24 protein-coding genes are annotated in these 22,916 nt (G+C 69.9%); 11 read left to right on the top strand and 13 right to left on the bottom strand.

Annotated features, from left to right (window positions below):
- The first annotated feature begins 44 nt into the window (after positions 1 to 44).
- From ACI2L1_RS06860 to ACI2L1_RS06850, 3 genes are all read left to right on the top strand, one after another.
- Positions 45 to 3,188, top strand: coding sequence for a sacsin N-terminal ATP-binding-like domain-containing protein (locus tag ACI2L1_RS06860; RefSeq protein ID WP_404738250.1), 3,144 nt, complete (start codon positions 45 to 47; stop codon positions 3,186 to 3,188).
- A 126-nt stretch (positions 3,189 to 3,314) separates the two neighbouring features.
- The gene (locus ACI2L1_RS06855; protein ID WP_404738249.1) at positions 3,315 to 4,166 is read left to right on the top strand and encodes a DUF5707 domain-containing protein; all 852 of its coding nucleotides are present in this window, start codon (positions 3,315 to 3,317) and stop codon (positions 4,164 to 4,166) included.
- Positions 4,167 to 4,309: 143 nt separating this feature from the next.
- The gene (locus ACI2L1_RS06850; RefSeq protein ID WP_404738248.1) at positions 4,310 to 5,107 is read left to right on the top strand and encodes a hypothetical protein; all 798 of its coding nucleotides are present in this window, start codon (positions 4,310 to 4,312) and stop codon (positions 5,105 to 5,107) included.
- A 93-nt stretch (positions 5,108 to 5,200) separates the two neighbouring features.
- On the opposite strand, the gene ACI2L1_RS06845 is transcribed toward ACI2L1_RS06850, so the two are convergent.
- Both ACI2L1_RS06845 and ACI2L1_RS06840 read right to left on the bottom strand, forming a co-directional pair.
- Positions 5,201 to 7,588: a cation-translocating P-type ATPase gene (locus ACI2L1_RS06845; protein ID WP_404738247.1), complete on the bottom strand. Its 2,388-nt coding sequence runs from the start codon at positions 7,586 to 7,588 to the stop codon at positions 5,201 to 5,203.
- 112 nt (positions 7,589 to 7,700) lie between these two features.
- The gene (locus ACI2L1_RS06840; protein WP_404738246.1) at positions 7,701 to 7,970 is read right to left on the bottom strand and encodes a DUF2530 domain-containing protein; all 270 of its coding nucleotides are present in this window, start codon (positions 7,968 to 7,970) and stop codon (positions 7,701 to 7,703) included.
- Positions 7,971 to 8,082: 112 nt separating this feature from the next.
- Here ACI2L1_RS06840 and ACI2L1_RS06835 point away from each other — a divergent pair, with 112 nt between their 5' ends.
- On the top strand, positions 8,083 to 9,477 hold the full coding sequence (locus ACI2L1_RS06835; protein WP_404738245.1) for an NCS2 family permease: 1,395 nt from the start codon (positions 8,083 to 8,085) through the stop codon (positions 9,475 to 9,477).
- Positions 9,478 to 9,484: 7 nt separating this feature from the next.
- Here the strand turns inward: ACI2L1_RS06835 and ACI2L1_RS06830 are convergent, their stop codons facing one another.
- Complete coding sequence (locus ACI2L1_RS06830; protein WP_404738244.1) at positions 9,485 to 9,667, bottom strand: ribbon-helix-helix protein, CopG family; 183 nt, start codon at positions 9,665 to 9,667, stop codon at positions 9,485 to 9,487.
- A 150-nt stretch (positions 9,668 to 9,817) separates the two neighbouring features.
- On the opposite strand from ACI2L1_RS06830, the gene ACI2L1_RS06825 reads away from it, so the two are divergent.
- Positions 9,818 to 10,255 carry a MarR family winged helix-turn-helix transcriptional regulator gene (locus tag ACI2L1_RS06825; protein WP_404738243.1) on the top strand — a complete coding sequence of 146 codons (438 nt, stop codon included), beginning with the start codon at positions 9,818 to 9,820 and terminating at the stop codon, positions 10,253 to 10,255.
- 23 nt (positions 10,256 to 10,278) lie between these two features.
- Complete coding sequence (locus ACI2L1_RS06820) at positions 10,279 to 11,637, top strand: MFS transporter (protein WP_404738242.1); 1,359 nt, start codon at positions 10,279 to 10,281, stop codon at positions 11,635 to 11,637.
- 14 nt (positions 11,638 to 11,651) lie between these two features.
- On the opposite strand, the gene ACI2L1_RS06815 is transcribed toward ACI2L1_RS06820, so the two are convergent.
- Positions 11,652 to 12,239 carry a Uma2 family endonuclease gene (locus ACI2L1_RS06815; protein WP_404738241.1) on the bottom strand — a complete coding sequence of 196 codons (588 nt, stop codon included), beginning with the start codon at positions 12,237 to 12,239 and terminating at the stop codon, positions 11,652 to 11,654.
- Between the two features lie 104 nt (positions 12,240 to 12,343).
- Between ACI2L1_RS06815 and thpR the strand changes: the two genes are divergently transcribed.
- Entirely contained in the window at positions 12,344 to 12,916 is a 573-nt protein-coding gene (thpR, locus tag ACI2L1_RS06810) for an RNA 2',3'-cyclic phosphodiesterase (protein WP_404738240.1), read from the top strand.
- Positions 12,917 to 13,117: 201 nt separating this feature from the next.
- On the opposite strand, the gene ACI2L1_RS06805 is transcribed toward thpR, so the two are convergent.
- The gene (locus ACI2L1_RS06805) at positions 13,118 to 14,110 is read right to left on the bottom strand and encodes an aldo/keto reductase (RefSeq protein ID WP_404738239.1); all 993 of its coding nucleotides are present in this window, start codon (positions 14,108 to 14,110) and stop codon (positions 13,118 to 13,120) included.
- 131 nt (positions 14,111 to 14,241) lie between these two features.
- Here ACI2L1_RS06805 and ACI2L1_RS06800 point away from each other — a divergent pair, with 131 nt between their 5' ends.
- Positions 14,242 to 14,955: a carbonic anhydrase gene (locus tag ACI2L1_RS06800; RefSeq protein ID WP_404738238.1), complete on the top strand. Its 714-nt coding sequence runs from the start codon at positions 14,242 to 14,244 to the stop codon at positions 14,953 to 14,955.
- Positions 14,956 to 15,000: 45 nt separating this feature from the next.
- On the opposite strand, the gene ACI2L1_RS06795 is transcribed toward ACI2L1_RS06800, so the two are convergent.
- From ACI2L1_RS06795 to ACI2L1_RS06760, 8 genes are all read right to left on the bottom strand, one after another.
- Complete coding sequence (locus tag ACI2L1_RS06795; protein ID WP_404738237.1) at positions 15,001 to 15,669, bottom strand: dihydrofolate reductase family protein; 669 nt, start codon at positions 15,667 to 15,669, stop codon at positions 15,001 to 15,003.
- Positions 15,669 to 16,175, bottom strand: a complete 507-nt coding sequence (locus ACI2L1_RS06790; RefSeq protein ID WP_404738236.1) for an SRPBCC family protein — start codon at positions 16,173 to 16,175, stop codon at positions 15,669 to 15,671. Before ACI2L1_RS06790 ends, ACI2L1_RS06795 begins: the two co-directional genes overlap by 1 nt.
- 3 nt (positions 16,176 to 16,178) lie before the next feature.
- Entirely contained in the window at positions 16,179 to 16,520 is a 342-nt protein-coding gene (locus ACI2L1_RS06785) for an ArsR/SmtB family transcription factor (protein WP_404738235.1), read from the bottom strand.
- A gap of 96 nt (positions 16,521 to 16,616) precedes the next feature.
- On the bottom strand, positions 16,617 to 17,537 hold the full coding sequence (locus ACI2L1_RS06780; protein WP_404738234.1) for an RNA polymerase sigma-70 factor: 921 nt from the start codon (positions 17,535 to 17,537) through the stop codon (positions 16,617 to 16,619).
- Positions 17,538 to 17,561: 24 nt separating this feature from the next.
- Positions 17,562 to 17,945, bottom strand: a complete 384-nt coding sequence (locus ACI2L1_RS06775) for a DoxX family protein (RefSeq protein WP_404738233.1) — start codon at positions 17,943 to 17,945, stop codon at positions 17,562 to 17,564.
- A 75-nt stretch (positions 17,946 to 18,020) separates the two neighbouring features.
- Positions 18,021 to 18,650 (bottom strand): 1,4-alpha-glucan branching protein, encoded by a 630-nt coding sequence (locus ACI2L1_RS06770; RefSeq protein ID WP_404738232.1) that lies wholly within the window; start codon positions 18,648 to 18,650, stop codon positions 18,021 to 18,023.
- Between the two features lie 17 nt (positions 18,651 to 18,667).
- A complete protein-coding gene (locus ACI2L1_RS06765; protein ID WP_404738231.1) occupies positions 18,668 to 19,261 on the bottom strand; it encodes a Uma2 family endonuclease in 594 nt (197 codons plus the stop codon).
- A 177-nt stretch (positions 19,262 to 19,438) separates the two neighbouring features.
- On the bottom strand, positions 19,439 to 20,173 hold the full coding sequence (locus tag ACI2L1_RS06760) for a helix-turn-helix domain-containing protein (protein WP_404738230.1): 735 nt from the start codon (positions 20,171 to 20,173) through the stop codon (positions 19,439 to 19,441).
- A gap of 223 nt (positions 20,174 to 20,396) precedes the next feature.
- Between ACI2L1_RS06760 and ACI2L1_RS06755 the strand changes: the two genes are divergently transcribed.
- The 3 genes from ACI2L1_RS06755 to ACI2L1_RS06745 are packed head-to-tail and all read left to right on the top strand — an operon-like array spanning position 20,397 to position 22,826.
- The gene (locus ACI2L1_RS06755; protein ID WP_404738229.1) at positions 20,397 to 21,071 is read left to right on the top strand and encodes a DUF4097 family beta strand repeat-containing protein; all 675 of its coding nucleotides are present in this window, start codon (positions 20,397 to 20,399) and stop codon (positions 21,069 to 21,071) included.
- 28 nt (positions 21,072 to 21,099) lie between these two features.
- Complete coding sequence (locus ACI2L1_RS06750; protein ID WP_404738228.1) at positions 21,100 to 22,044, top strand: ATP-binding cassette domain-containing protein; 945 nt, start codon at positions 21,100 to 21,102, stop codon at positions 22,042 to 22,044.
- Positions 22,041 to 22,826, top strand: coding sequence for an ABC transporter permease (locus ACI2L1_RS06745; protein WP_404738227.1), 786 nt, complete (start codon positions 22,041 to 22,043; stop codon positions 22,824 to 22,826). Before ACI2L1_RS06750 ends, ACI2L1_RS06745 begins: the two co-directional genes overlap by 4 nt.
- The last annotated feature ends 90 nt before the right edge of the window (positions 22,827 to 22,916 follow it).

Below are 22,916 nucleotides of genomic sequence, written 5' to 3'. Positions count from 1 at the left end.
CTCCTCGCGGTACCTTCGTCGTCACGCCGATGAGGAGAGTCAACGTGAGCAAGTTCGTGCGGCCCGCCGCCGAGGGTGCCGACCCGTTCGGGACCGCCCGGCTCAGGCGAGGTGTGCTGGACGCCTGGGCCACCAGTCCCGCTCGTTTCCGGGAGGACGCCAACGCCGAGGAGGACCTGGTCCTCGGCGGTTACCGGGACCGGCTCGTCGTCGAACTCGCCCAGAACGCCGCCGACGCGGCGGCCCGGGCGGGAGTGCCGGGACGGCTCCGGCTCACCCTCCGCGAGGGCGTCCTGTTCGCCGCCAACACCGGCGCCCCGCTGGACGCGGCCGGCGTCGAGTCCCTCTCCACCCTCCGTGCCTCCGCCAAGCGCGAGCCCCGGAGCGGCGCGGACGGCCCGGACGGTGCGGTCGGCGCGGTCGGCCGGTTCGGTGTCGGCTTCGCCGCGGTGCTCGCCGTCACCGACGAGCCCGCCGTCGTCGGCCGGCACGGCGGGGTCCGCTGGTCCCTCGCCGAGGCCCGTGACCTCGCCGCCGACACCGCCCGCCACAGCCCGGGGCTCGGGGACGAGGTCCGGCGGCGTGACGGACATGTGCCGCTGCTGCGGCTGCCGTTCGCCGCCGAGGGCACCGCCCCGGACCCGTACGACACCGTGGTCATCCTCCCGCTGCGCGACACCGCCGCCGCCGACCTCGCCGAGCGCCTCCTGCACACCGTCGACGACGCCCTCCTGCTCGCCCTGCCCGGGCTCGAAGAGGTCGTCATCGAGACGGACACGACCCGGACGATCAGCCGCCGCACCGACGGCGTCTTCACCGTCGTGGAGGACTCGCGCGACGGTACGACCCGGTGGCGAACGGCCTCCGCGCACGGGCCGCTCACCCCCGAACTGCTCGCCGACCGGCCCGTCGAGGAGCGGCTGCGGCCGCACTGGTCGCTGACCTGGGCCGTGCCCTCCGACACCGACGGCACCCCGGCGCACCCCCGCACCAGCCTCGTCGTGCACGCCCCGACCCCCAGCGACGAGCCCCTCGGCGTCCCCGCGCTGCTCATCGCGTCCTTCCCGCTGGACACCACCCGCCGGCACACGGCGCCCGGGCCGCTCACCGACTTCCTGGTGCAGCGCGCGGCGGACAGCTACGCCGAACTCCTCGCCGGCTGGCGGCCGGTGAGCGAGGGCATCATCGGGCTCGTGCCCGGACCGCTGGGCAAGGGCGAGCTGGACGGGGCCCTGCGGCAGGCGATCCTGGAGCGGCTGCCGCGCACCGCGTTCCTCCCTCCCGCGCTTGAGCCCGGCGACGACTCGGAACTGCCCGAGGCCCTGCGCCCCCGCGAGGCCGAGGTCGTCGAAGGGGCGGGCGCCGACACCGTGCGGGTGCTCGCCGAGGTGCTGCCGACCCTGCTGCCCGCAGGGCTCGAACGGCGCGTGGAACTGCGGACGTTGGGCGTCGCCCGGATCCCGCTGACCGACGCCGTCGACCGGCTCGCCGGACTGGTGAAGCAGCCGGCCTGGTGGCAGCGGCTCTACGACAGCCTCGCGGGCGTCGACCCCGACCGGCTCTCCGGCCTGCCCGTGCCGCTCGCCGACGGCCGGACCACCATCGGGCCCCGGCAGGTGCTGCTGCCCACGTCGGACGGCTCCCTGGCCGACCCCGAGACGCTCGCCCGGCTCGGCCTCAAGGTCGCCCACCCGGACGCCGCCCACCCGCTCCTTGAGAAGCTCGGCGCGCTGCCCGCGACCCCGCGCGCGGTGCTCACCACGCCCCAGGTCCGGGCCGCGGTGGCCGCCTCCCTGGACGACGACGGGGGCGCGAACTGGGAGGAGGACACCCCGGACGCCGAGGAACTGGCCGACACCGTCCTCGCGCTGGTCCGGGACGCGGGTCTTGAGCCCGGTGACGAGCCGTGGCTGGGCGCGCTCGCGCTGCCCGACGAGGAGGGGGAGCCGGTGCCGGCCGGTGAACTCGTCCTCCCCGGCAGCCCGTTCGCACAGGTCATGCGGGAGGACGAACTGGCCTTCGTGGACGCCGAGCTGGCGGACAAGTGGGGAGAACAGCCCCTGGCCGCCTGCGGTGTGCTCGCCAACTTCGCCCTGGTCCGCGCCACCGACGTCGTCCTGGACCCGGACGAACTGGAGCCGCGTGAGGGCGACTTCGCCGAACCGGACGACGCCGGGCTGCTCGACGCCGTGGACGTGTGGTGCGAGGACATCCTCGACCGGTTCCCGGACACACCCGTACCGCCGGTCGCCACCGAGCTGGTCGCCGTACGCGATCTCGACCTGGTCGACGAGGACAAGTGGCCGCAGGCCCTTGCCCTGCTCGCCCAGCCGCCGCTCCGGGACGCGCTCACCCAGCAGGTCCGCATCCTGCTGCCGGACGGCACGCACGAGGTCGTGCGGCCGTACACCGCCTGGTGGTTGCGCGGAAACCCGGTGCTCGACGGCCGCCGCCCCGCCGGTCTGCTGGCGGCGGGCGGCGACCCGCTGCTGCGCGGGCTGTACGACGAGGCCGACGCGGCCGGGTTCGACGACGAGCAGGTGCTGCGGGCGCTGGGAGTGCGGACCTCGGTGGCCGCGCTGCTGGAGGAGCCGGGGGGCGCCGCCGAACTCCTCGACCGGCTGGCCGACCCGGAGCGTGCGGTTTCGTCCGCCCAACTGCACGCTCTCTACGGTGCGTTGGCCGACCTGGACCCCGAACAGGTCACCCTGCCCGACGAGTTGCGCGCGGTGACCGACGGCCGGGTCGCGGTCGTGGACGCGCCCGACGCGGTGGTCGTCGACTCACCGGACCTGCTCCCGTTCACGGAGGGCGTCCCTCTCCTCCCCGTACGGCCGTCCCGGGCAGCGGAGTTGGCCGAACTGTTCCAGGTCCGCCGCCTGAGCGAGTCGGTGACGGGTTCCGTGGACTCCGAGGGCACCGAGCACGACGTACCGGAGCCGGTACGGGTGCTGCTGGGCGCCCGGACCCCGTCCACCTACGTCGAGCACGAGGAACTCGTCGTCGACGGCGTGGAGATCGACTGGCGCCTCACCAACGACGGCATCCTCCACGCGTCCACCCTGGAAGGCGTGGCCGCGGGCCTCGCCTGGGCGGCGGGCCAGTGGCCGCGGCGCTTCGAGGTGGCGGCGCTGCTGGAAGACCCGACCCGCACGGAGGAACTGGCCAGGGACCGCTGGTTCGACTGAGACAAGGGGGCCGTCCTGGCGGACGGCCCGTGGAAGATTTTCCCGGTCCCCTGCAACGCATCACGGCGAGCGCGCATCTGACCCCACGAGGCCGTCAGGCTCACGACCACTCCCTGGGGGGAACCCATGCGCGCACGCACCACCGTGGCCGCCGTCTCCGGTGCCCTGGCCCTGTCCGCCCTCGCCGTCCCGGCCGCGCAGGCCGACGGCGGGGGCGTCCACAAACCCAGTGCCGCGGAGCGTTTCGGCGTCTCCAGAGCCACGATGAGTGCCGCCGCCGACGAGGAACTGCCGGTCGTCTCCAACGTGAAGGTCAACGATGGCAAGGACATCGTGGCCGGTACGACGGGTGCCAAGACCTACACGGTGTCGCTGACCGCCAGTCACTCCGCCGGTGTCCAGGACGCGTACATCGACCTGTGGCACGGCAAGGACCGCGCCCACGTCGACGGCGTGTTCGGGCCGAACGAGCAGACCGCCGCCTGCACCCCGGTCAGCGCCACGACCTCGAACTGCAAGCTGACCATCACGGTCGACCCGCTCCGAGAGCTGTTCATGAACTCGCTGGCCGGCACCTGGCACGTGACCGCCGCAGCGTTCGCCGCCGACGAGGCGGGCAGCATCTACTGGAACGACTTCTACAGCACCCACCGCGTCCAGCGCCTGTCCAAGCTCACCGTCAACGCCGCCCCCGAGCCGGTGAAGAAGGGCAAGACGATCACCGTCACGGGCAAGCTGACCCGGGCCAACTGGGAGACCAACAAGTACGCCGGTTACTCGACCCAGCCGGTGAAGCTGCAGTTCCGCAAGAAGAACTCCAGCACCTACACCACGGTGAAGACCGTCAAGACCAACACCAAGGGCGACCTGAAGACCACGGTGAAGGCCACGGTCGACGGGTTCTTCCGCTGGAGCTTCGCGGGCACCTCCACCACGCCGGCGGTCAACGCCGCGGGTGACTTCATCGACGTCAGGTAAGTCGAGCAAGTCGGCCTGAAGTAAAGCGTTGCGCATGTGCGAACAAAATCACGCCCCACGCGTACAACCTGCCCCATGAGCAAGCGATCTTGTCACTGAGTCATCAGACTCCAAGATCACTTCTCTCCTCATGGGGAACGCACATGCGCATACGCGCCCTCGTCCTCGCCGCCTCCGGCGCCGTGGCACTCTCCGCCCTCGCCGTGCCGGCCGCCCAGGCCGCCACGGCCGGGCCCGCCGTCACCTTCTCCCAGCTCAAGGTCAACGGCGGCAAGAACATCGTGGTCGGCCCCACGGCCCAGGTCACGGTCACGGCGACCTACACCGTGACGAAGCCCGCGAGTCTCAGCGCGAGCTCCTTCCAGAGCGGGCCCGTCCTCTACCGCGGCGCCACCCTCAGCCTGAACTCCGACCCGCTCGGCGGCGACGAGCCCGGCACCTGCACGGCGTCCTCCTCGACGGTGCTGAAGTGCACGGCGAAGATCCAGTTCCGCCCCAAGGGCTCCGACGCGACCGGCGACCTGATCAGCAGCGAGGCGGGCAGCTGGAAGCTGGGCGCGGTCGCGGTCAACGCCGACGGTGGCATGACCTGGCAGGGCAACCTCGGCACCACCAAGCTCCAGCGCAAGGCCACCCTCACCACCGACGCCTCTCCGGAGCCGGTGAAGAAGGGCAAGACGATCACCGTCACGGGCAAGCTGGCCCGCGCCAACTGGGACACCAACAAGAACGCGGGCTACTCGACCCAGCCGGTGAAGCTCCAGTTCAAGAAGAAGGGCAGCAGCACCTACACGACCCTCAAGACCATCAAGACGACGTCCACGGGCACGCTGAGGACGACGACCACGGCGACGGCTGACGGCTACTACCGCTACAGCTTCGCGGGCACGACGACGACCTCGTCCGTGAGCGCGGCGGGCGACTTCGTCGACGTCCAGTAGACCGCGCCCCACTGGGGCGCGGGGAACGGCGCGACCAGCCACGACGCATCCGCGGACGACACTCGACGGAACGGTCCCGGCTGAAGCCCAGCGCTAAGCGGAACCGCGGCGGTCCACCCACCTCCACAGGAGTTCCAGGGTGGCCGCCGCCACCACCGAGATCCCCACCGCTATCCACGGCATCGTCACCCCGACCAGCTTCAGCGCGAAGAAGTCCTGGAGCCAGGGCACGGCCAGGACCAGGACGAACCCGAGGCCCATCGCGGCGACCAACGCGAGACGCCACCAGGTGTACGGGCGGGCGATGATCGCCAGCACCCACATCGAGATCAGGAACAGGGTCAGCGTCGCCGCACTGGTCTCCGCGTCCAACGCGCCCGACCCCGTGTAGTGGTGACGGGCGATCAGATAGGTCACGAAGGTCGCGATCGCCGCGACCACCCCGCCCGGGATCGAGTACCGCATCACCCGCCGCACGAAGTGCGGCTGAGCGCGTTCGGTGTTGGGCGCGAGGGCGAGGAAGAAGGCCGGCACACCGATGGTCAGCGTCGACAGCAGGGTCAGGTGCCGTGGCAGGAAGGGGTATTCGACCTGCCAGCACACCACGAGGATCGCCAGCAGTACCGAGTACACGGTCTTCACCAGGAACAGGGTCGCGACCCTGGTGATGTTGCCGATGACCCGCCGGCCCTCGGCGACGACGGACGGCAGGGTCGCGAAGCTGTTGTCGAGCAGCACGATCTGCGCGACCGCCCGGGTGGCCTCGGACCCGGAGCCCATCGCGACGCCGATGTCGGCGTCCTTGAGGGCGAGTACGTCGTTCACCCCGTCTCCGGTCATCGCGACCGTGTGCCCGCGTGACTGCAGCGCCCCCACCATGTCCCGCTTCTGCTGCGGGGTGACCCGCCCGAACACCGTGCCCTCGTCGAGCGCCTCCGCCATCCCGTCCTGGTCGGCGGGCAGCCGCCGCGCGTCCACCGCGCTGCCGTTCAGCCCCGCCTTGGCCGCCACCGCCCCCACCGACACCGCGTTGTCCCCGGAGATGACCTTGGCGCGCACGTCCTGCTCGGCGAAGTACCGCAGAGTGTCGGCCGCGTCGGGGCGCAGCCGCTGTTCCAGTACGACGAGGGCGGTCGGCCGCGCTCCCCGGGCCACGTCGGGATCGTCGAGGTCCCGGACGGCCCGGGCCAGCAGCAGCACCCTGAGCCCCTGTTCGTTGAGCCTCCCGGTCTCGGCGAGGGCGGGGTCGCCGGGGGAGAGGAGCACGTCCGGTGCCCCCAGCAGCCACGAACTGGCCTCGCCGCCGTCCTCGCTGAAGGAGGCGCCGCTGTACTTGCGGGCGGAGGAGAAGGGCAGCGACTCGGTGCAGCGCCACTCCTCGGCGTCCGGATAGGTGTCGATGATCGCCTGGAGCGAGGCGTTGGGCCGCGGGTCGGACTCGCCGAGGGCGCCCAGGACCCTGCGTACGTACGACTCGTCGGCGCCCTTCAGCGGCCTGAGCTCGGTGACGTCCATGCCGCCCTCGGTGAGGGTGCCGGTCTTGTCGAGACAGACCGTGTCGACGCGGGCGAGGCCCTCGATGGCCGGGAGTTCCTGGACGAGGGCCTGTTTCCGGCCAAGCCGGATGACACCGATGGCGAAGGCGACGGAGGTCAGCAGGACGAGTCCCTCCGGGACCATCGGGACGATCCCGCCGACCGTGCGCGCGATCGAGTCCTTGAGGTCGTTGTCCTTCACGAACAACTGGCTGATGATCAGGCCGATCGCGGTCGGGACCATCATCCACGTCACGTACTTGAGGATCGTGGAGATGCCGGAGCGCAGTTCGGAGTGGACCAGGGTGAAACGGGAGGCCTCTTCGGCGAGTTGGGCGGCGTAGGCCTCGCGGCCCACCTTGGTCGCCTTGAAGGCGCCGCCGCCGGCGACCACGAAACTCCCGGACATCACGTCGTCCCCGGGCCGCTTCACCACCGGGTCGGCCTCGCCGGTCAGCAGCGACTCGTCGATCTCCAGGCCGTCGGCCTCGACGCACACCCCGTCCACGACGGCCTTGTCGCCGGGCCCGATCTCGATGAGGTCGTCGAGGACGATCTCCGACGTGCTCACCTCGGCGGCGGTCCCGTCCCGTCGTACGGTCGGCCTGGCCTCGCCGATCACCGCGAGCGAGTCGAGGGTCTTCTTGGCCCGCCACTCCTGGACGATGCCGATCCCGGTGTTGGCGAGGATGACGTACCCGAACAGGCTGTCCTGGAACGGCGCGACGAACATCATGATCAGCCAGAGCACACCGATGATCGCGTTGAACCGGGTGAAGACGTTCGCCCGGACGATCTCCGCCAGGGTCCGGCTGCTGCGCACCGGCACGTCGTTGACCTGGCCCCGCGTCACCCGCTCGGCGACCTCGGCCGCGGTGAGGCCGGTCACCGCCGGAGACAGGGCCGTCGTGGGGTCGAGTTCGGCGCCCGCGTCGATGTGCGTCATGCATTCGACGGTACGTGCGGTTTTGCGGCTTCACTCGCCGAGTGGGCGGAAGTTCCGACCTGGGGAGGAGACGGCCGAGGGTGTGTGATGCCGTGGTACTAGGGGACGCTCCTCACTCGGCAGCAGACTCGGCCGCCGCCTTCTTGATGGCCGCGTCCCGCTTCCGTACGTACCAGGTGCCGTAGATCCCCAGCACACCTCCGGCGAGGCAGGTCCACAGCCACCAGGTGCGGTCGTGGTCCGCGAACCAGCCGTAGAAGGGGAGCTGCACCAGGAAGAGGACGAACCACAGGATCGTGCCGCCGGTGATCGTGGCGACCACGGGGCCCTCCAGGGGCTCCGGTGCCTCGTGCTTGAAGGATCCCGAAGAGAACACGTCCATGGGGACAGCTTACGAGGCGATCACATCTACGCGCGGAGATGGCCATGGTCGAAGTTATACGTTCATACTGAAACGGTTTGTGCCTGTCCACTTCTGCTCGTAGGAACATCCAATGCCGACCGCCCTCGACCGCTACTTCAAGATCTCCGAGAGGGGCAGCAGTCTGCCTCGGGAGATCCGGGGCGGCTTCGCCACGTTCTTCGCGATGGCCTACATCATCGTGCTGAACCCGATCATCCTCGGCAGCGCCAAGGACATGTACGGCCATCAGCTGGACAACGGCCAGCTGGTCACCGCGACCGCCGTGACCGCCGCCTTCACCACGCTGCTCATGGGCGTGGTCGGCAACGTCCCGATCGCCCTTGCCGCGGGCCTCGGCGTGAACTCGGTCGTCGCGCTCCAGCTCGCGCCCCGGATGTCCTGGCCGGACGCGATGGGCATGGTCGTCCTGGCCGGCTTCATCGTGATGCTGCTGGTCGCCACCGGCCTGCGCGAGCGTGTGATGAACGCGGTGCCCTTCGGACTGCGCAAGGCGATCTCGATCGGTATCGGCCTGTTCATCATGCTGATCGGGCTGGTGGACTCCGGCTTCGTCTCCCGTATCCCGGACGCCGCCCAGACCACCGTCCCGCTCCAGCTCGGCGGCGACGGTCACCTCAACGGCTGGCCGGTGCTGGTCTTCATCCTGGGCGCCCTGCTCACCCTCGCGCTGATCGTCCGCAAGGTCTCCGGCGCGATCCTGATCTCGATCGTCACGATGACGGTCCTCGCGGTGATCATCGACGCCGTCGCCACGGTCCCGTCCTGGGGCCTGACCACTCCCAAGTGGCCCGGCAACCCGGTCGCCACCCCGGACTTCGGTCTGCTCGGCAAGGTCAGCCTCTTCGGCGGCTTCGACAAGGTCGGCGTGCTGACCGGCGTCCTCTTCGTCTTCACGGTCCTGCTGTCGTGCTTCTTCGACGCGATGGGCACGATCATGGGCGTCTCCGACGAGGCCAAGCTGACCGACGCCCAGGGCCAGATGCCCGGCATCAACAAGGTGCTCTTCGTGGACGGCCTCGCGGTCGCCGCGGGCGGTGCGAGCTCGTCGTCGGCGACTACGGCGTTCGTGGAGTCGACGGCGGGTGTCGGCGAGGGAGCGCGCACCGGTTTCGCGAATGTCGTCACCGGCGGACTCTTCACGATCGCGCTGTTCCTCACGCCCGTCGCCACGATGGTCCCGTCCCAGGCGGCAACCCCCGCACTGCTCGCGGTGGGCTTCATGATCCTGGCGAACTCGGTCAGGGACATCGACTGGGCCGACCACACCATCGCGATCCCGGCCTTCGTGACGATGGTGATGATGCCGTTCACCTACTCCATCACCAACGGCATCGGCATGGGCTTCATCACCTTCGTGGTGCTGCGCCTGGCGGCCGGCCGGGGCCGGGAGGTTCCGGTGCCGATGTATGTCGTGGCCGCGGTGTTCGGCTTCTACTACCTGATGCCGGCGCTGGGCCTGACGTGACCGGCTCTCACGTGACCCCGTAGAACTTCTCTGTCTCGTCGACGGCGGACTGGAACCGCTCGTCGAAGTCGTCTCGAATGAGCGTCCGGATCACATAGTCCTGGACGCTCATTCCCCTTTTGGCCGCATGGTCCCGGAGCCGATCGAGCAGCTCCCCGTCTATCCGCAGGCTGAGCACGCTTGTCCCCATGAACCGAGGGTCGCCGCCGACGGGGAGCGCCGTTCACGTTCCGCTGCCGACTCACTCGTATGGGTGAAGATCGGGTTTCAGTGGCCGGAGTCACGGGAATCTGTGCGCACGCCAGCTTGTTTAGCGAGAGTAATGAGTTACGCTAAGGAGATGTCGGACCTTACCCATGGCGACGACGCTGCCGCCGTGAACTCCCTGCGATCAGCCGTGATGCGACTGTCCCGTCGGCTCAAGCACCAGCGGGTCGACGAGTCACTGAGCCCCACCGAGATGTCGGTGCTGGGCACCCTCTCCCTCTGCGGACAGGCCACGCCGGGCGAGCTCGCCCGCAAGGAGCACGTCCAGCCGCCGTCGATGACCCGCATCGTGGCGCTGCTTGAGGCCAAGGGACTGGTCCGTCTGGAGCCGCACCCCGAGGACCGGCGCCAGAAGGTCGTCACGAAGACCGAGCAGGCCGAGGCCATGCTCGCGGAGAGCCGCGCCAAGCGGAACGCCTTCCTGGCCACCCTGGTCGACGGCCTCGACGAGGACGAGTGGGCGAAACTGCGCGAAGCCGCCCCCGTGCTGGAGAAGCTCGCACACCTTTAAGCCGCAACCAGGAGGCGAACACTTTGAGTACGGGACCCGGAGCAGACTCCGCACCCGCACCGACCACCCTCGACACCTCGCCCACCCCCAGAACCCGCAAGTCCTCCATGTTCAGCTCGCTGAAGGTCAGGAACTACCGCCTGTTCTTCGTCGGCCAGGTCGTCTCCAACATCGGCACCTGGATGCAGCGCATCGCTCAGGACTGGCTGGTGCTCAGCCTCACCGGCTCCGCCACCGCCGTCGGTGTGACAACGGCCCTGCAGTTTCTGCCGATGCTGCTCTTCGGCCTCTACGGCGGTGTCCTCGTCGACCGGCTGCCCAAGCGCCGCGCGCTGCTGTTCACGCAGTCCGCGATGGGCGCCACCGGCATCGCGCTCGCCGTCCTCACCCTGACCGGCCACGTCCAGGTCTGGCACGTCTACGTCGCCGCCTTCGCCGTAGGCCTCGCGACCGTCGTCGACAACCCGGCGCGTCAGTCCTTCGTCTCCGAGATGGTCGGCCCCGACCAGCTGCAGAACGCGGTCAGCCTGAACTCCGCGAACTTCCAGTCGGCCCGTCTGGTCGGCCCCGCCGTCGCGGGCGTCATGATCACCGGCGTCGGCACCGGCTGGGCGTTCCTCGCCAACGGCCTGTCCTTCGTCGCGCCGCTCGTCGGCCTGATGATGATGCGGGCACGTGAGTTGTACGCCGTCGAGCGTGCCCCGCGCAGCAAGGGACAGCTGAGGGAGGGGCTCCACTACGTGGCCGGACGCCCCGAGCTGATCTGGACCATCGTCCTCGTCGGGTTCGTCTCCACCTTCGGCTTCAACTTCCCCGTCTATCTCTCCGCCTTCGCCGATGACGTCTTCCACGCGGGCGCCGGCTCCTACAGCCTCTTCAACACCTTGATGGCCGTCGGCTCCCTCGCAGGCGCCCTGCTCGCGGCCCGGCGCGGAACCGCACGGATGCGGGTGCTCGTGGTGGGCGCGGTGGCCTTCGGCGCGCTGGAGATCGTGGCCGCGACCGCCCCCTCGCTGTGGCTGTTCGCCCTGCTCATGGCCCCGATCGGGATGTTCGGCATGACGGTCAACGTCACCGCGAACACCAGCGTGCAGATGGGCACCGACCCGGCCATGCGGGGCCGGGTGATGTCCCTGTACATGATGGTGTTCATGGGCGGCTCCCCGGTGGGCGCCCCGATCGCCGGCTGGGTCACCGACGCGTACGGCGTCCGCGCCGGCCTCGCGGTGGGCGGCGCGATCGCCGCGGCGGCGGCCGTGACGATCGGCCTGGTCCTGGCCAGGGTCGGCAACCTGCGGCTGTCGGTGGGCTGGCACCGAGGCCACCCGAAGGTGCGGTTCGTCCCGCGCGAGGTGCAGGAACAGCTGGCTCCGGCGGCGTAGGGATGGCGTCCGGGTCAGTCGCGGGGGAACTCGTCGGTCTTGAGGACGAGGCCGACCACTGTGCCGGTCAGGTCGATCGCGTCGCCGAAGTCGAGGCTGAGCTCGCCTCGGTACTCGCCGTCCTTCGGCTGGGTGTGCAGGTGCCACTTGCCGCTGTACGCGTCCACGATCAGGTACACCGGCACATCGGCGAGGGCGTAGGCGGTCTTCTTCGGGCCGTAGTCGTTGGCAGCGGTGTCCTTGGAGATGACTTCGGCGACGAATTCGACGTCCTTGTAGTGCCAGCGGCCCTTGTCGTCCACGTGTGCGTCGTCGGCGATCAGGGTCACGTCGGTGGCGAACCCATTGAGCCGACCGGGGTAGTCGATGCGTACGTCGGACATCAGACGCTGCCGGGGATATCGACTGCGCAGTTGGTCGAGGATGTCGAAGATGATTTGCCAGTGAGTGCGGCGCTGCGGCGACATACAGATCTGCCCCCCGACGATTTCGGTCTTGTATCCCTCGGGGATGGGCATCTTCTCCAGCCACCCGAACATCGTGTCGAGTGTGAGCTCGTCACTGCTTTCGGCCATCTCGATCCTGTCGTCAAGGACGGTCATCGTGGCGCTCCTCCCCGACCGCCGCTCGGTCACGGACAGCCGCGCAGTACAACGATACGCACGGTGACCGGGTCACGCGTGGGTGCGGCAGTGAGACTGGGCGCATGAGACTGTTCGCCGCCGTGCTGCCTCCTGAGGAAGTCGCCCACGAACTGGCCGCCGAGGTCGCGCGGCTGAAGAAGCTGCCCGGCGCGGACTCCCTGCGCTGGACCGGCCGCCCCGGCTGGCACTTCACGCTCGCCTTCTACGGCGGGGTCGACGACGACGTCGTACCGGAGCTGTCGGTGCGGCTGGAGCGGGCGGCTCGGCGGACCCCTCGCTTTCCGCTGGCCCTGCGCGGCGGTGGGCAGTTCGGGCACGGGCGGGCGTTGTGGGCGGGCGCCTCCGGCGAGCTGCCGGTACTGCGGCTGCTGGCCGGGCGGGCGGAGGCGGCGGCGCGGAAGGCGGGGGTGGAGATGGGGGAGCATCGGCGGTACAGGGCTCACCTGACCGTGGCGCGCAGCCGCGAGGCCTTTGATGTACGGCCGTATCTGGAGGCGCTGGAGGGGTTTGTGAGCCGGAGCTGGACCGTCGACGAGCTGGCGCTGGTGCGGAGCAATCTGCCGACGTCCGGGGGGCCGGGGGAGCAGCCCCGCTATGAGGTGGTCGGGCGTTGGGCGCTGAATGGGGGCGGTTAGGCTCGATACGTGGACCCGAAGACGCGGAACCGGATCATGGCCGGTGTGCTTGTGATGATGTTCGTCGTTGTTGCCCTTGCTGCGGCCCTCGGCAGGTAGGCGAACTGCGGCCAGATTCTTGGCGCGGGCCCGTCGTGGCTGGTCGCGCCCGCGGGGCGGAGCCCCATATCGACTCCGCCCCGCGCCCCTGTCGGGGCGCTGCTACCAGGCGAAGGCTTCCGGCGAAGGACCCGTGCCCGGGAAGATCTCGTCCAGGCCGGCCAGGATCTCCCCGCTCAGCTCCAGCTCGACCGCCCGCAGCGCGGACTCCAGTTGTTCGGCGGTGCGCGGGCCGACGATCGGGCCCGTGACGCCGGGACGGGTGAGGAGCCAGGCCAGGGCTGCCTCGCCGGGCTCCAGGCCGTGCTTCTCCAGCAGGTCCTCGTACGACTGGACCTGGGCGCGCTTGGCCGGGTCCTTGAGGGTGTCGGCGGCGCGGCCCGAGGCACGGCGCCCGCCCTCGACCTCCTTCTTGATGACCCCGCCGAGCAGACCGCCCTGCAGCGGGGACCAGGGGATCACTCCGAGGCCGTACTCCTGCGCGGCCGGGATGACCTCCATCTCCGCGCGCCGCTCGGCGAGGTTGTAGAGGCACTGCTCGCTGACGAGACCGATGGTGCCGCCCCGCCTGGCGGCGATCTCGTTGGCCTGGGCGATCTTGTAGCCGGGGAAGTTGGAGGACCCGACGTAAAGGATCTTGCCCTGCTGGACCAGGGTGTCGATCGCCTGCCAGATCTCCTCGAACGGGGTGGCGCGGTCGACGTGGTGGAACTGGTAGATGTCGATGTAGTCCGTCCGCAGGCGCTTGAGCGAGGCGTCCACGGCCCGCCGGATGTTCAGAGCGGAGAGCTTGTCGTGGTTCGGCCAGGCCCCGCCGTCGGCGGCCATGTTGCCGTAGACCTTGGTGGCGAGGACGGTCCTGTCGCGGTTCGCGGCGCTCTTCGCGAACCAGTTGCCGATGATCTCCTCGGTACGGCCCTTGTTCTCGCCCCAGCCGTACACGTTGGCGGTGTCGAAGTAGTTGATGCCGGCGTCCAGAGCCGCGTCCATGATCGCGTGGCTGTCCGCCTCGTTCGTCTGCGGTCCGAAGTTCATGGTGCCGAGGACGAGTCGGCTGACCTTGAGGCCCGTGCGTCCGAGTTGCGTGTACTTCATGACCACCTAGCCAACGGTGTGGAGTGCGCTCTAGGCAAGCGATCGCCGCCCGTACCAAGAGCGGTTCAACGTCCGGCCATGATTTCGCAAGCCGAGGGGAGAGCCGCTGATTCGGACGTACGTTCCCGTCCGTGAACTCAGATCACGAACCCCACAGAACCGCGCGGCGCTCCGTCCTGCGCGCTGCCGTCACCGGAACCGCGGTCCTCGGCACCGGCCTCGCCGTCGCCGCGCCCGCTGCCGCCGCTCCCGGCAAGCGGCCCACCACCGCTGAGGAAGCCCTGCGCGAGCTGGCCGCGGGCAACCGGCGCTGGCGCACGTATCGGGAACGGCACCCCGACGAGACGTACGCGGTCCGGCAGGCGCTGACGACCGAGCAGCACCCCTTCGCCCTCGTCCTCAGCTGCATCGACTCCCGGGTCGCCCCCGAACTGGTCTTTGACCAGGGGCTCGGCGACCTCATGGTCGTCCGCAGTGCCGGGCAGGTCCTCGACGAGGCCGTACTCGGCAGCCTGGCCTACGGCGTGCTCGAACTGGGGATACCGCTGCTCATGGTGCTCGGCCACCAGTCCTGCGGAGCCGTGAAGGCCACGGTCCAGGCGGACGAGTCGGGGGAGCAACTACCGGCCCACATCCAGTACTTGGCCGACCAGATCAGCCCCGCGATCGACCGCACGAAATCCGGTGACGCGCGCATCGACTCGACGATCGACGCGAACATACGGCTGATCCGGTCACGGCTCGCGGCGGAACCGGATCTCGCCGCGAAGGTGGACTCGGGGTCGCTGGCGATCGTGGGGGCACGCTATGAACTGACCACGCAGAGGGTGCACCAGGTCAGCTGAGGGTCCAGCTCCGGAGGTCACGGGACGCGCGTGAGCGTCGGTCGGCTACCGCGGGTGCACGGTGTAGGTCAGGTGGGTCACCCGCGACGACGGTTCCGAACGGATCGGCTCCAGCGCGACCTTGGACGCGTCCACGCCGTCGAACAGGCGGGTGCCGGTGCCGAACAGCACCGGTGACAGCGTGATCGAGAACTCGTCGACCAGACCGGCGTTGAGGTGCTCCAGGATCGTCGCGCCGCCCCCCGCGATGCGGACGTCGCGGTCGCCGGCGGCGGCGCGGGCCTGGTCGAGTGCGTGCTCGATGCCGTCGTCGACGAAGTGGAACGTGGTGCCGCCGGGCCGCTCCCACGGGTCGCGCCTGGTGTGCGTCACGACGAAGACCGGGGTGTGGAAGGGCGCCTCCCGCGGCCATGACCGCTCGCCGAGGTCGAACATGCGCTTGCCCATGACACTCGCGCCGGTGCGCTCGAACGTCTTCCGCGCGATGTCGTTGTCAAGGCCCTCCTCGCCGCCCTCGCCCAGTTTCAGGTTCTCCCGGAAGAACCGCAGCGGGAACGCCCACTGCTGCAGCTCCGTCCACTGCGCCATCCAGCGCTGAACGTCCGGGTCGCCCTGTCTCTCGGGCGCGAAGAGCTCGTCCTGAGCGGGCACCGGCTCGGGCGCGATGAAGCCGTCCAGCGACATCGACACACTGAAGAACACCTTCCCGGCCATCAGCCCTCCGCCCCCTTCCGTGCGAGGTCGGCGACGTAGGCCGCCAGGTTGTTCAGCGTCTGCCGGCCGCCCTCGATCGCGTGGTACTTCTCGACCGCCTCGTCGCGCGCTTCCTTGGTGGGGAACACCGTGCGCATCACGATCCGGGTCGCCGCGCCGTCCGGCGCGAAGGTCAGGAGCGACTCGAAGGCGTTCGGGTCGTCGCGGGACTCACCGTGCAGCAGCGCGATCCGCTCGGGCGGGGTGATCCGCAGCCAGCGGATCCACTCGGGGTAGTCGGTCCCGTCCGGCCCGTGCAGCACGAAGACCCACTCCCCGCCCTCGCGGAACTCGAAGGACCGCGTGGTGGTGGTGAACCCCTCCGGACCCCACCACCGCGACAGATGCCGGACCTCGGTGAACGCCTCGAACACCAGCTCCCGCGGGGCGTCGATGACCCGGGAGATCACGATCTCCTGGTCGGCCGTCGCCTGCTCCGCCCGCGTCTCGTGGCTTGCTCCTGCCATCGGTCAGTCCTCCTGCGGTGTCTGCTTGAGGTCCTGCACGTAGGTGTCCAGCCGGTCGAAACTCTCGTTCCAGAACCGCTCGAATCCGCCGACCCACTCGTGGACCGGCCGCAGCCCGCGGGCGTCCAGGCCGTAGAGGCGCTGCTTGCCCGCCCCGCGGACCCGCACCAGCCCCACCTCCCGGAGGACCCGCAGGTGCTTGGACGCCCCCGGCTGGCTCATCCCCAGCTCCTGGGCCAGGTCGCTCACCGGCCGCTCACCCGCCCGCAGCAGCGCCAGGATGTCCCGGCGCTGCGGCTCGGCGATCGCGTTGAACGCGTCCGACGTCGTCGCTGCTCGTGCCATGGCAGCCATCGTATTCCCATATCGGAATGCGTCAAGCGGACGGGGAATCGGGTGCGAACCGGCGGGCGGCGGAGTCCCCCCAACCACCGGTCCTGGTCACATGTCCGGGCGGGTCGCCTGGATCTCCCGGTGGATCGCCCACGCGTCCGCCACCGGGCCCACATGGCCGAGTTTGTCGGGGTTGATCACCGTGCGGATCGTCTGGACGCGGCCGTCGAGGATGTCGAGGGCCAGAGTGTGGAGGACCTTGCCGTCACGGTCGTGGAAGATCGCGCCCGGTTGGCCGTTGAGCTCGTGCGGTGTGAAGGTCACCTCGACGTGGGCCATCCGCGGGAAGACCGAGCCGAGCAGTCGCGCCACGTTCGACGCGCCGGTGATCGCCCTGGCCAGCTGCGGTGCCTTGCCGCCGCCGTCGCCGACCATCGAGACGTCGGTGGCGAGGAGTCCCTGGAGGCCCTTGACGTCGCCTTCGCGCAGGGCGTCGAAGAAGCGGGACGCCAGTTCCTCACGCTCCTCCCGGGCGGCCTCGAAGCGGGGGCGGCCCGCCGCCATGTGGCGCCGGGCCCGGGAGGCGAGTTGGCGGCAGGCCGCCTCGGAGCGGCCCACCGCCGACGCGACCTCGGGGAAGCCGAAGTCGAAGACCTCCCTCAGCACGAACACCGCGCGCTCCAGCGGGCTGAGCCGCTCAAGCAGCAGCAGGGCCGCCATCGACACCGAGTCGGCGAGTTCGGCCGCCCGCTCGGGGTCGTCGTAGGGGTCGTCGAGGAGCGGTTCGGGCAGCCAGTCGCCGACGTACTGCTCCCGGCGGACCCGGGCCGAGCGCAGTACGTCGATGGAGAGACGGGTCACCGTGGCCGAGAGGTAGGCCTTCACCGACCTGGGTTCGGTCGAGGTGGACTCGTAGCGCAGCCAGGTCTCCTGGACGGCGTCCTCGGCCTCGCCGACGCTGCCCAGGATGCGGTAGGCGATGGAGAACAGCAGCGGCCGCAGCTCCTGGAACTCCTCGGTCCTGGTCAATGCCTGTTCCCTGGTGGTCGTGGGTCAGCCGGTGAAGGACTCGGGGCCGAAGCGGCCCCACGCGATGAACACCGCGAGCGCGAGGTAGGCCAGGTTCACGGCCACGAGGGCGGATTCGCCGCGGCGGCCGTGGGTGATCATCGCGCCGATCATCAGGAGGACCCAGCAGACGGCGGTCACGGGGACCAGCACCGGTGCGATGTCGAGCGCGGCGGTCAGCACCAGGCCTGCCGCGGCGAGGAGTTCGAGGATGCCGAGGCCCTTGACGAAGGCCGTACTGGCGTCCCCGGTCCAGCCTCCGCCGTGGGCCGCGGCCAGCTTCTCCCTGGGCACGAAGGTCTTGGTGATGCCGCCGGTCAGGGCCACGGCGGCCAGCAGTCCGGCGGCGATCCACAGCGCGAGGTTCATCGTCCACTCCTTGGTCGGGGCTTGCCGTCACTCCCCGGGACGAGACAGCTGCCTCCGCTGTGACATGCCTTGTTCTCAGGGGGTGCGCAGGCTCGCGAACACGGATCGCACGCGGGTGCCGTCCGGGGCGTCCCAGGCGCCGGAGACCTGGCCGGACGGTCCTTCGGGGGCCGTGGGCGACAGGATCCGGTGGACGTGGAGGACCGTGCCGTCCGGGAGGGCGAGCTCGGTGCCGTCCCGGTCCTCGGTGACCTGGGCGGGGCCGGTCGGGAGGGCGGGACCGGTCCAGGAGTGGGTGACCTCGTGGTCGGGGGTGTCGCTGATGCTCTGGGCCATGGCCTGGGCGCGGCCCTCGAACAGGGCGAGGAGTTCGGTGCGCAGGACGGTGTCGTGGAGGCCGTCGTAGGCCCAGCGGGGTCCCAGGACGCCGTGTTCCATGGTGCCGACGAGGGCGTGGTCCGCGCCGGGGAGCGGGGCGGCGCGGTAGGTGAGGGGGACGTGGTAGGCGACGGGCTCGGGGCCGGAGGTGTCGAGGGCCACCATGAACTCGATCCCGACCTCGCCCTCCGGGTCGTCCAGCCGGAACCCGCCGGCCTTGGTCAACTCCGGTGCACCGGCACCGGCGTACCAGGGGCGGGTGGGCAGCCAGGTGGTGAGCAGTTCCAGCTTGGTGGGCTTCAGCGTGGTGTGGTGGATGATCGCCATGCGACGGATTCTGTCAGTCAGTCGCGGGGGAACTCATCGGTTTTGAGGACGAGGTCGATCACCGTGCCGGTCAGGTCGATGTCGGTGCCGAAGTCCACCCGCTGCGGGTCCTCGTAGTCCCCGCTCTTGGGGTTGGTGTAGACGTGACACCGGCCCTGGTAGGGATCGGCGATGACGTAGAGGGGGACCTCGGCCTCCGCGTACGCGAGCCTCTTCGGGACGTAGTCGTTGTCGGCCGTGCCTTTGGAGATGACCTCTGCGACGAACTGGACGTCCTGATAACGCCAGTGGCCCGTGGCGTCCTTCTTCGCGGAGTCCTTGAGCAGAGCGACGTCCGGGCAGAAGCCGTTCTCGTGGCCGGGGAAGTCGATGCGAACGTCCGAGAACACCTTGACCTTCCTCCCGAACCTGTCTTCGAGAGCCCAAAGGAACTTGCGGATGATCTCCCAGTGGGTGTCCCGCTGCGGCGTCATATGAACGTTGCCCCCGACGATCTCGACCCTGTATCCCTCGGGGACGGGCATACGCTCAAGCCGCTCGAACCACTCGTCCAGGCGCTCGGTATTGGCGTCGGCGTCGGCCATCTCGATCCTGTCTGGAAGGACGGTCATCGTGGCGCTCCTCCCCGGCTGCCCCACGGACAGGTGCAGCCGCGCGGTACAACGATACGCACGGTCACCAGGACACGCGGAGAGGAACACATGCCCGAACTCGATCCCGTCCCCCTCCTCCGAGCGGACGCCGAGGATGTTGTCGCGCGTCAGTACGGCGGGCGGAGTTGAGCGGGCTCAGTCCGTGGCGTCCGGAGCCGTCTCGGACTTGGTGTGGAGGACTTCGCGGGCCTGGTCCGCGGCGCGGGTGATGCTCTCGGAGACGAAGTCGAGGAAGCGGGCGACGTTTTCGAGGCGGACGGCGGCCGGGGTGCCGGGGCCGAGGACGGTCACGCCCTGGCGGGCGGTCTCGGCGAGCTGGATGGTGCCGCGGGCGCTGGCGATCATGGACTGGTACCAGACGTCGTCGTCGGCGACATAGCGCTCGCGGCGGCGTTCGTCGCGCTCCCTGCGCACCAGGCCCTGGCCCTCCAGGAAGGTGATGGCCTTGGAGATGGACGCCGGACTGACCTCAAGGCGCCGGACGAGTTCGGCGGCGGTCATGCTGCCGGTGTCGCTTGTGTAGAGGCAGGTCAGCACCCTGGACATCATCTTGGGCGCGCCGCTCTGCATGAGCACGGTGGTGAACGTCTCCTCGTACTCGCGCACCGCCTCGGGGTCGCGTCCGTACGCGAGTTCGGGTGCGCCCGGCGAGCGGGGCGCGGTCTGGCGGCGGCGGTGGGCGCGGCGTTCGGTGGCGCGGTGGGCGAGGTCGGCGCGGTAGGCGGTGGGGCCGCCGTTGCGCATCACCTCGCGCGTGATGGTCGAGGTGGGGCGGTCCAGGCGTCGGGCGATCTCCGCGTAGGCGAGGCCGTCGGCCAGTCCCAGCGCGATCTGCTGACGTTCCTGCTGGGTGAGCCTGCCTCCCGGCATCGCGGTCTCCTTCGTGGTGCGTGATGCCGGGAGCATAGCGTTCACTCGCGAGCTATTGCAACGATCGGGCATCTGGTGTTGCGTTAATTTCAGAACCGTTGCAATGAAAATGAACCGTTTACCTGCTGTGATGCCGTTTCTATGCAACGAATGCGTTGCCAGTTCTGTGAATGCAACGTAGCTTTTCGTTCATCAGAAACAGCCGCGAGTGCAGGAGAACAAGATGCAGAAGTTCGACACCACCACCCCCGTGACCGCCGTTCTGGACATCCCCGCCGGGCGCGTCCAGTTCATCGCCGCCGACCGCTCCGACACCACCGTCGAGGTCCTGCCCGCCGACGCCGGCAAGAGCCGGGACGCGAAGGCGGCGGAGCAGATCGAGGTCGTCCTCGGCGACGACGGGGTGCTGCGGATCACGGCCCCGGAGGCCAGGAACCAGTACTTCGGCCCCTCCGGGTCCGTCCGGATCACCGTCCAGTTGCCGGCCGGCTCCCGGGTCGAGGCGAAGGCGGCCGCCGCCGAGTTCCGGGCCGTCGGACGCCTCGGCGACGTCGTCTTCGAGGGCGCCCACGGCCCGGTGAAGATCGACGAGGCCGCGAGCCTCCGCCTCACCGCCGCCGACGGCGACGTCACGGTCGGCCGTCTCACCGGCCCCGCCCAGATCAGCACGCAGCGCGGCGACATCCGGATCGCCGAGGCGGTCGACGGCACGGTCGTCCTGACCACCCAGATGGGCGACATCTCCGTCGACGCCGCCTCCGAGGCCTCCGCCTCCCTGGACGCCAGCACCTCCTACGGCCGTATCCGCAACGCCCTCAAGAACACCGAAGGCGCCTCCGCCGGCCTGAACATCCGCGCCACCACCGCCCACGGCGACATCACCGCCCGCAGCCTCTGACCCGCGGACCCGACAAGGAGCACTCCTCATGACCAGCTTGGCCATCGCCGCGAGCGGGCTGCGCAAGTCCTACGGCGACAAGACCGTCCTGGACGGCATCGACCTCCAGGTGCCCGTCGGCACGATCTTCTCCCTGCTCGGCCCGAACGGCGCGGGCAAGACCACGGTGGTCAACATCCTGTCCACGCTGATCTCCGCCGACGGCGGCCAGGCACGGGTCGGCGGCCACGACCTCACCGCCGAGGCGCAGGCGGTGCGGGCCGCCATCGGTGTCACCGGCCAGTTCTCCGCGGTGGACGGTCTGATCACCGGCGAGGAGAACATGCTCCTCATGGCGGACCTGCACCACCTCGCCAAGGGCGAGGGGCGCCGGGTCGCCGCCGAACTGCTGGAGCGCTTCGATCTCACCGAGGCGGCGAAGAAGCCCGCCGCCACCTACTCCGGTGGCATGAAGCGCCGCCTCGACATCGCCATGACCCTGGTCGGCGGCCCGCGGATCATCTTCCTCGACGAGCCGACCACCGGTCTCGACCCGCGCTCCCGTCACACCATGTGGCAGATCATCAGGGAGCTGGTCTCGGACGGGGTGACGGTCTTCCTCACCACCCAGTACCTGGAGGAGGCGGACCAGCTCGCCGACCGCATCGCCGTCCTCAACGGCGGCAGGATCGTCGCGGAGGGCAGCGCCGCCGAGCTGAAGCGGCTGGTTCCCGGCGGCCATGTACGGCTGCGCTTCTCCGACCCCGCGCCCTACGAACGAGCGGCGACCTCCCTGCGCGAGACCACTCGGGACGACGAGGCCCTCACCCTGCAGATCCCGAGCGACGGGAGCCAGCGCGAGCTGCGCGCCGTACTGGACTGGCTCGACGCGGCCGGCGTCGAGGCCGACGAACTGTCCGTGCACACGCCCGACCTCGACGACGTGTTCTTCGCCCTCACCGGCACCGACCAGCCCAAGGAGACCGCCCGATGAGCACCCTCGCCCTCGCGGTACGCGACTCGTCCACGATGCTGCGCCGCAACCTCCTGCACGCCCGCCGCTACCCCTCCCTCACCCTGAACCTGCTGCTCACCCCGATCATGCTGTTGCTGCTCTTCGTCTACATCTTCGGCGACACCATGAGCGCGGGCATCGGCGGCGGCGACCGCTCCGACTACATCGCGTATCTCGTCCCGGGCCTGCTGCTGATGACCATCGGCAGCACCACCATCGGGACGGCGGTCTCCGTCTCCAACGACATGACCGAGGGCATCATCGCCCGCTTCCGGACGATGGCGATCCACCGGGGATCGGTGCTCGTCGGACACGTCGTCGGCAGCGTGCTCCAGTCGATCATCAGCGTGGTCCTCGTAGGCGCCGTCGGCGTGGCCATCGGCTTCCGCTCCACCGACGCCACCGCCCTGGAGTGGCTCGCGGCCTTCGGACTGCTCGTGCTCTTCGCCACGGCACTCACCTGGATCGCCGTCGGCATGGGCCTGGTCAGCCCCAACGCCGAGGCCGCGAGCAACAACGCGATGCCCCTGATCTTCCTGCCGCTCATCTCCAGCACGTTCGTCCCGGTCGACGCGATGCCGGGCTGGTTCCAGCCGATCGCCGAGTACCAGCCCTTCACCCCGGCCATCGAGACCCTGCGCGGACTGCTCCTCGGCACGGAGATCGGCCACAACGGCTGGCTCGCCGTCGCCTGGTGCCTCGGCCTCGCGGTCCTCGGCTACCGCTGGTCGACCGCGAGGTTCAACGCCGACCCGAGGTAACCGCCATGACGGCGCGGGCCGGCTCCCACCCCCAGGGCGGCGTACATCGACAACTCGTCGGAGTGCGCCGCCCGTTCCACGTGCGGTGAT

The sequence above is a fragment of the Streptomyces sp. NPDC019531 genome, from assembly GCF_044903305.1.
Lineage (GTDB): Bacteria > Actinomycetota > Actinomycetes > Streptomycetales > Streptomycetaceae > Streptomyces.
Note: the sequence above shows the minus strand (reverse complement) of the source record. Positions and strands in the feature narration are given on the sequence as shown.

Bases quoted from the DNA above. Each gene is read 5' to 3' on its own strand.
- ACI2L1_RS06795 (WP_404738237.1), bottom strand. From the start codon at position 15,669: ATGGCCGGGAAGGTGTTCTTCAGTGTGTCGATGTCGCTGGACGGCTTC.
- ACI2L1_RS06830 (WP_404738244.1), bottom strand. From the start codon at position 9,667: ATGGGGACAAGCGTGCTCAGCCTGCGGATAGACGGGGAGCTGCTCGAT.
- ACI2L1_RS06750 (WP_404738228.1), top strand. From the start codon at position 21,100: ATGACCAGCTTGGCCATCGCCGCGAGCGGGCTGCGCAAGTCCTACGGC.
- ACI2L1_RS06815 (WP_404738241.1), bottom strand. From the start codon at position 12,239: ATGACCGTCCTTGACGACAGGATCGAGATGGCCGAAAGCAGTGACGAG.
- thpR (WP_404738240.1), top strand. From the start codon at position 12,344: ATGAGACTGTTCGCCGCCGTGCTGCCTCCTGAGGAAGTCGCCCACGAA.
- ACI2L1_RS06790 (WP_404738236.1), bottom strand. From the start codon at position 16,175: ATGGCAGGAGCAAGCCACGAGACGCGGGCGGAGCAGGCGACGGCCGAC.
- ACI2L1_RS06760 (WP_404738230.1), bottom strand. From the start codon at position 20,173: ATGCCGGGAGGCAGGCTCACCCAGCAGGAACGTCAGCAGATCGCGCTG.
- ACI2L1_RS06845 (WP_404738247.1), bottom strand. From the start codon at position 7,588: ATGACGCACATCGACGCGGGCGCCGAACTCGACCCCACGACGGCCCTG.
- ACI2L1_RS06835 (WP_404738245.1), top strand. From the start codon at position 8,083: ATGCCGACCGCCCTCGACCGCTACTTCAAGATCTCCGAGAGGGGCAGC.
- ACI2L1_RS06785 (WP_404738235.1), bottom strand. From the start codon at position 16,520: ATGGCACGAGCAGCGACGACGTCGGACGCGTTCAACGCGATCGCCGAG.
- ACI2L1_RS06770 (WP_404738232.1), bottom strand. From the start codon at position 18,650: ATGGCGATCATCCACCACACCACGCTGAAGCCCACCAAGCTGGAACTG.
- ACI2L1_RS06805 (WP_404738239.1), bottom strand. From the start codon at position 14,110: ATGAAGTACACGCAACTCGGACGCACGGGCCTCAAGGTCAGCCGACTC.
- ACI2L1_RS06850 (WP_404738248.1), top strand. From the start codon at position 4,310: ATGCGCATACGCGCCCTCGTCCTCGCCGCCTCCGGCGCCGTGGCACTC.
- ACI2L1_RS06765 (WP_404738231.1), bottom strand. From the start codon at position 19,261: ATGACCGTCCTTCCAGACAGGATCGAGATGGCCGACGCCGACGCCAAT.
- ACI2L1_RS06825 (WP_404738243.1), top strand. From the start codon at position 9,818: ATGTCGGACCTTACCCATGGCGACGACGCTGCCGCCGTGAACTCCCTG.
- ACI2L1_RS06855 (WP_404738249.1), top strand. From the start codon at position 3,315: ATGCGCGCACGCACCACCGTGGCCGCCGTCTCCGGTGCCCTGGCCCTG.
- ACI2L1_RS06775 (WP_404738233.1), bottom strand. From the start codon at position 17,945: ATGAACCTCGCGCTGTGGATCGCCGCCGGACTGCTGGCCGCCGTGGCC.
- ACI2L1_RS06745 (WP_404738227.1), top strand. From the start codon at position 22,041: ATGAGCACCCTCGCCCTCGCGGTACGCGACTCGTCCACGATGCTGCGC.
- ACI2L1_RS06755 (WP_404738229.1), top strand. From the start codon at position 20,397: ATGCAGAAGTTCGACACCACCACCCCCGTGACCGCCGTTCTGGACATC.
- ACI2L1_RS06840 (WP_404738246.1), bottom strand. From the start codon at position 7,970: ATGGACGTGTTCTCTTCGGGATCCTTCAAGCACGAGGCACCGGAGCCC.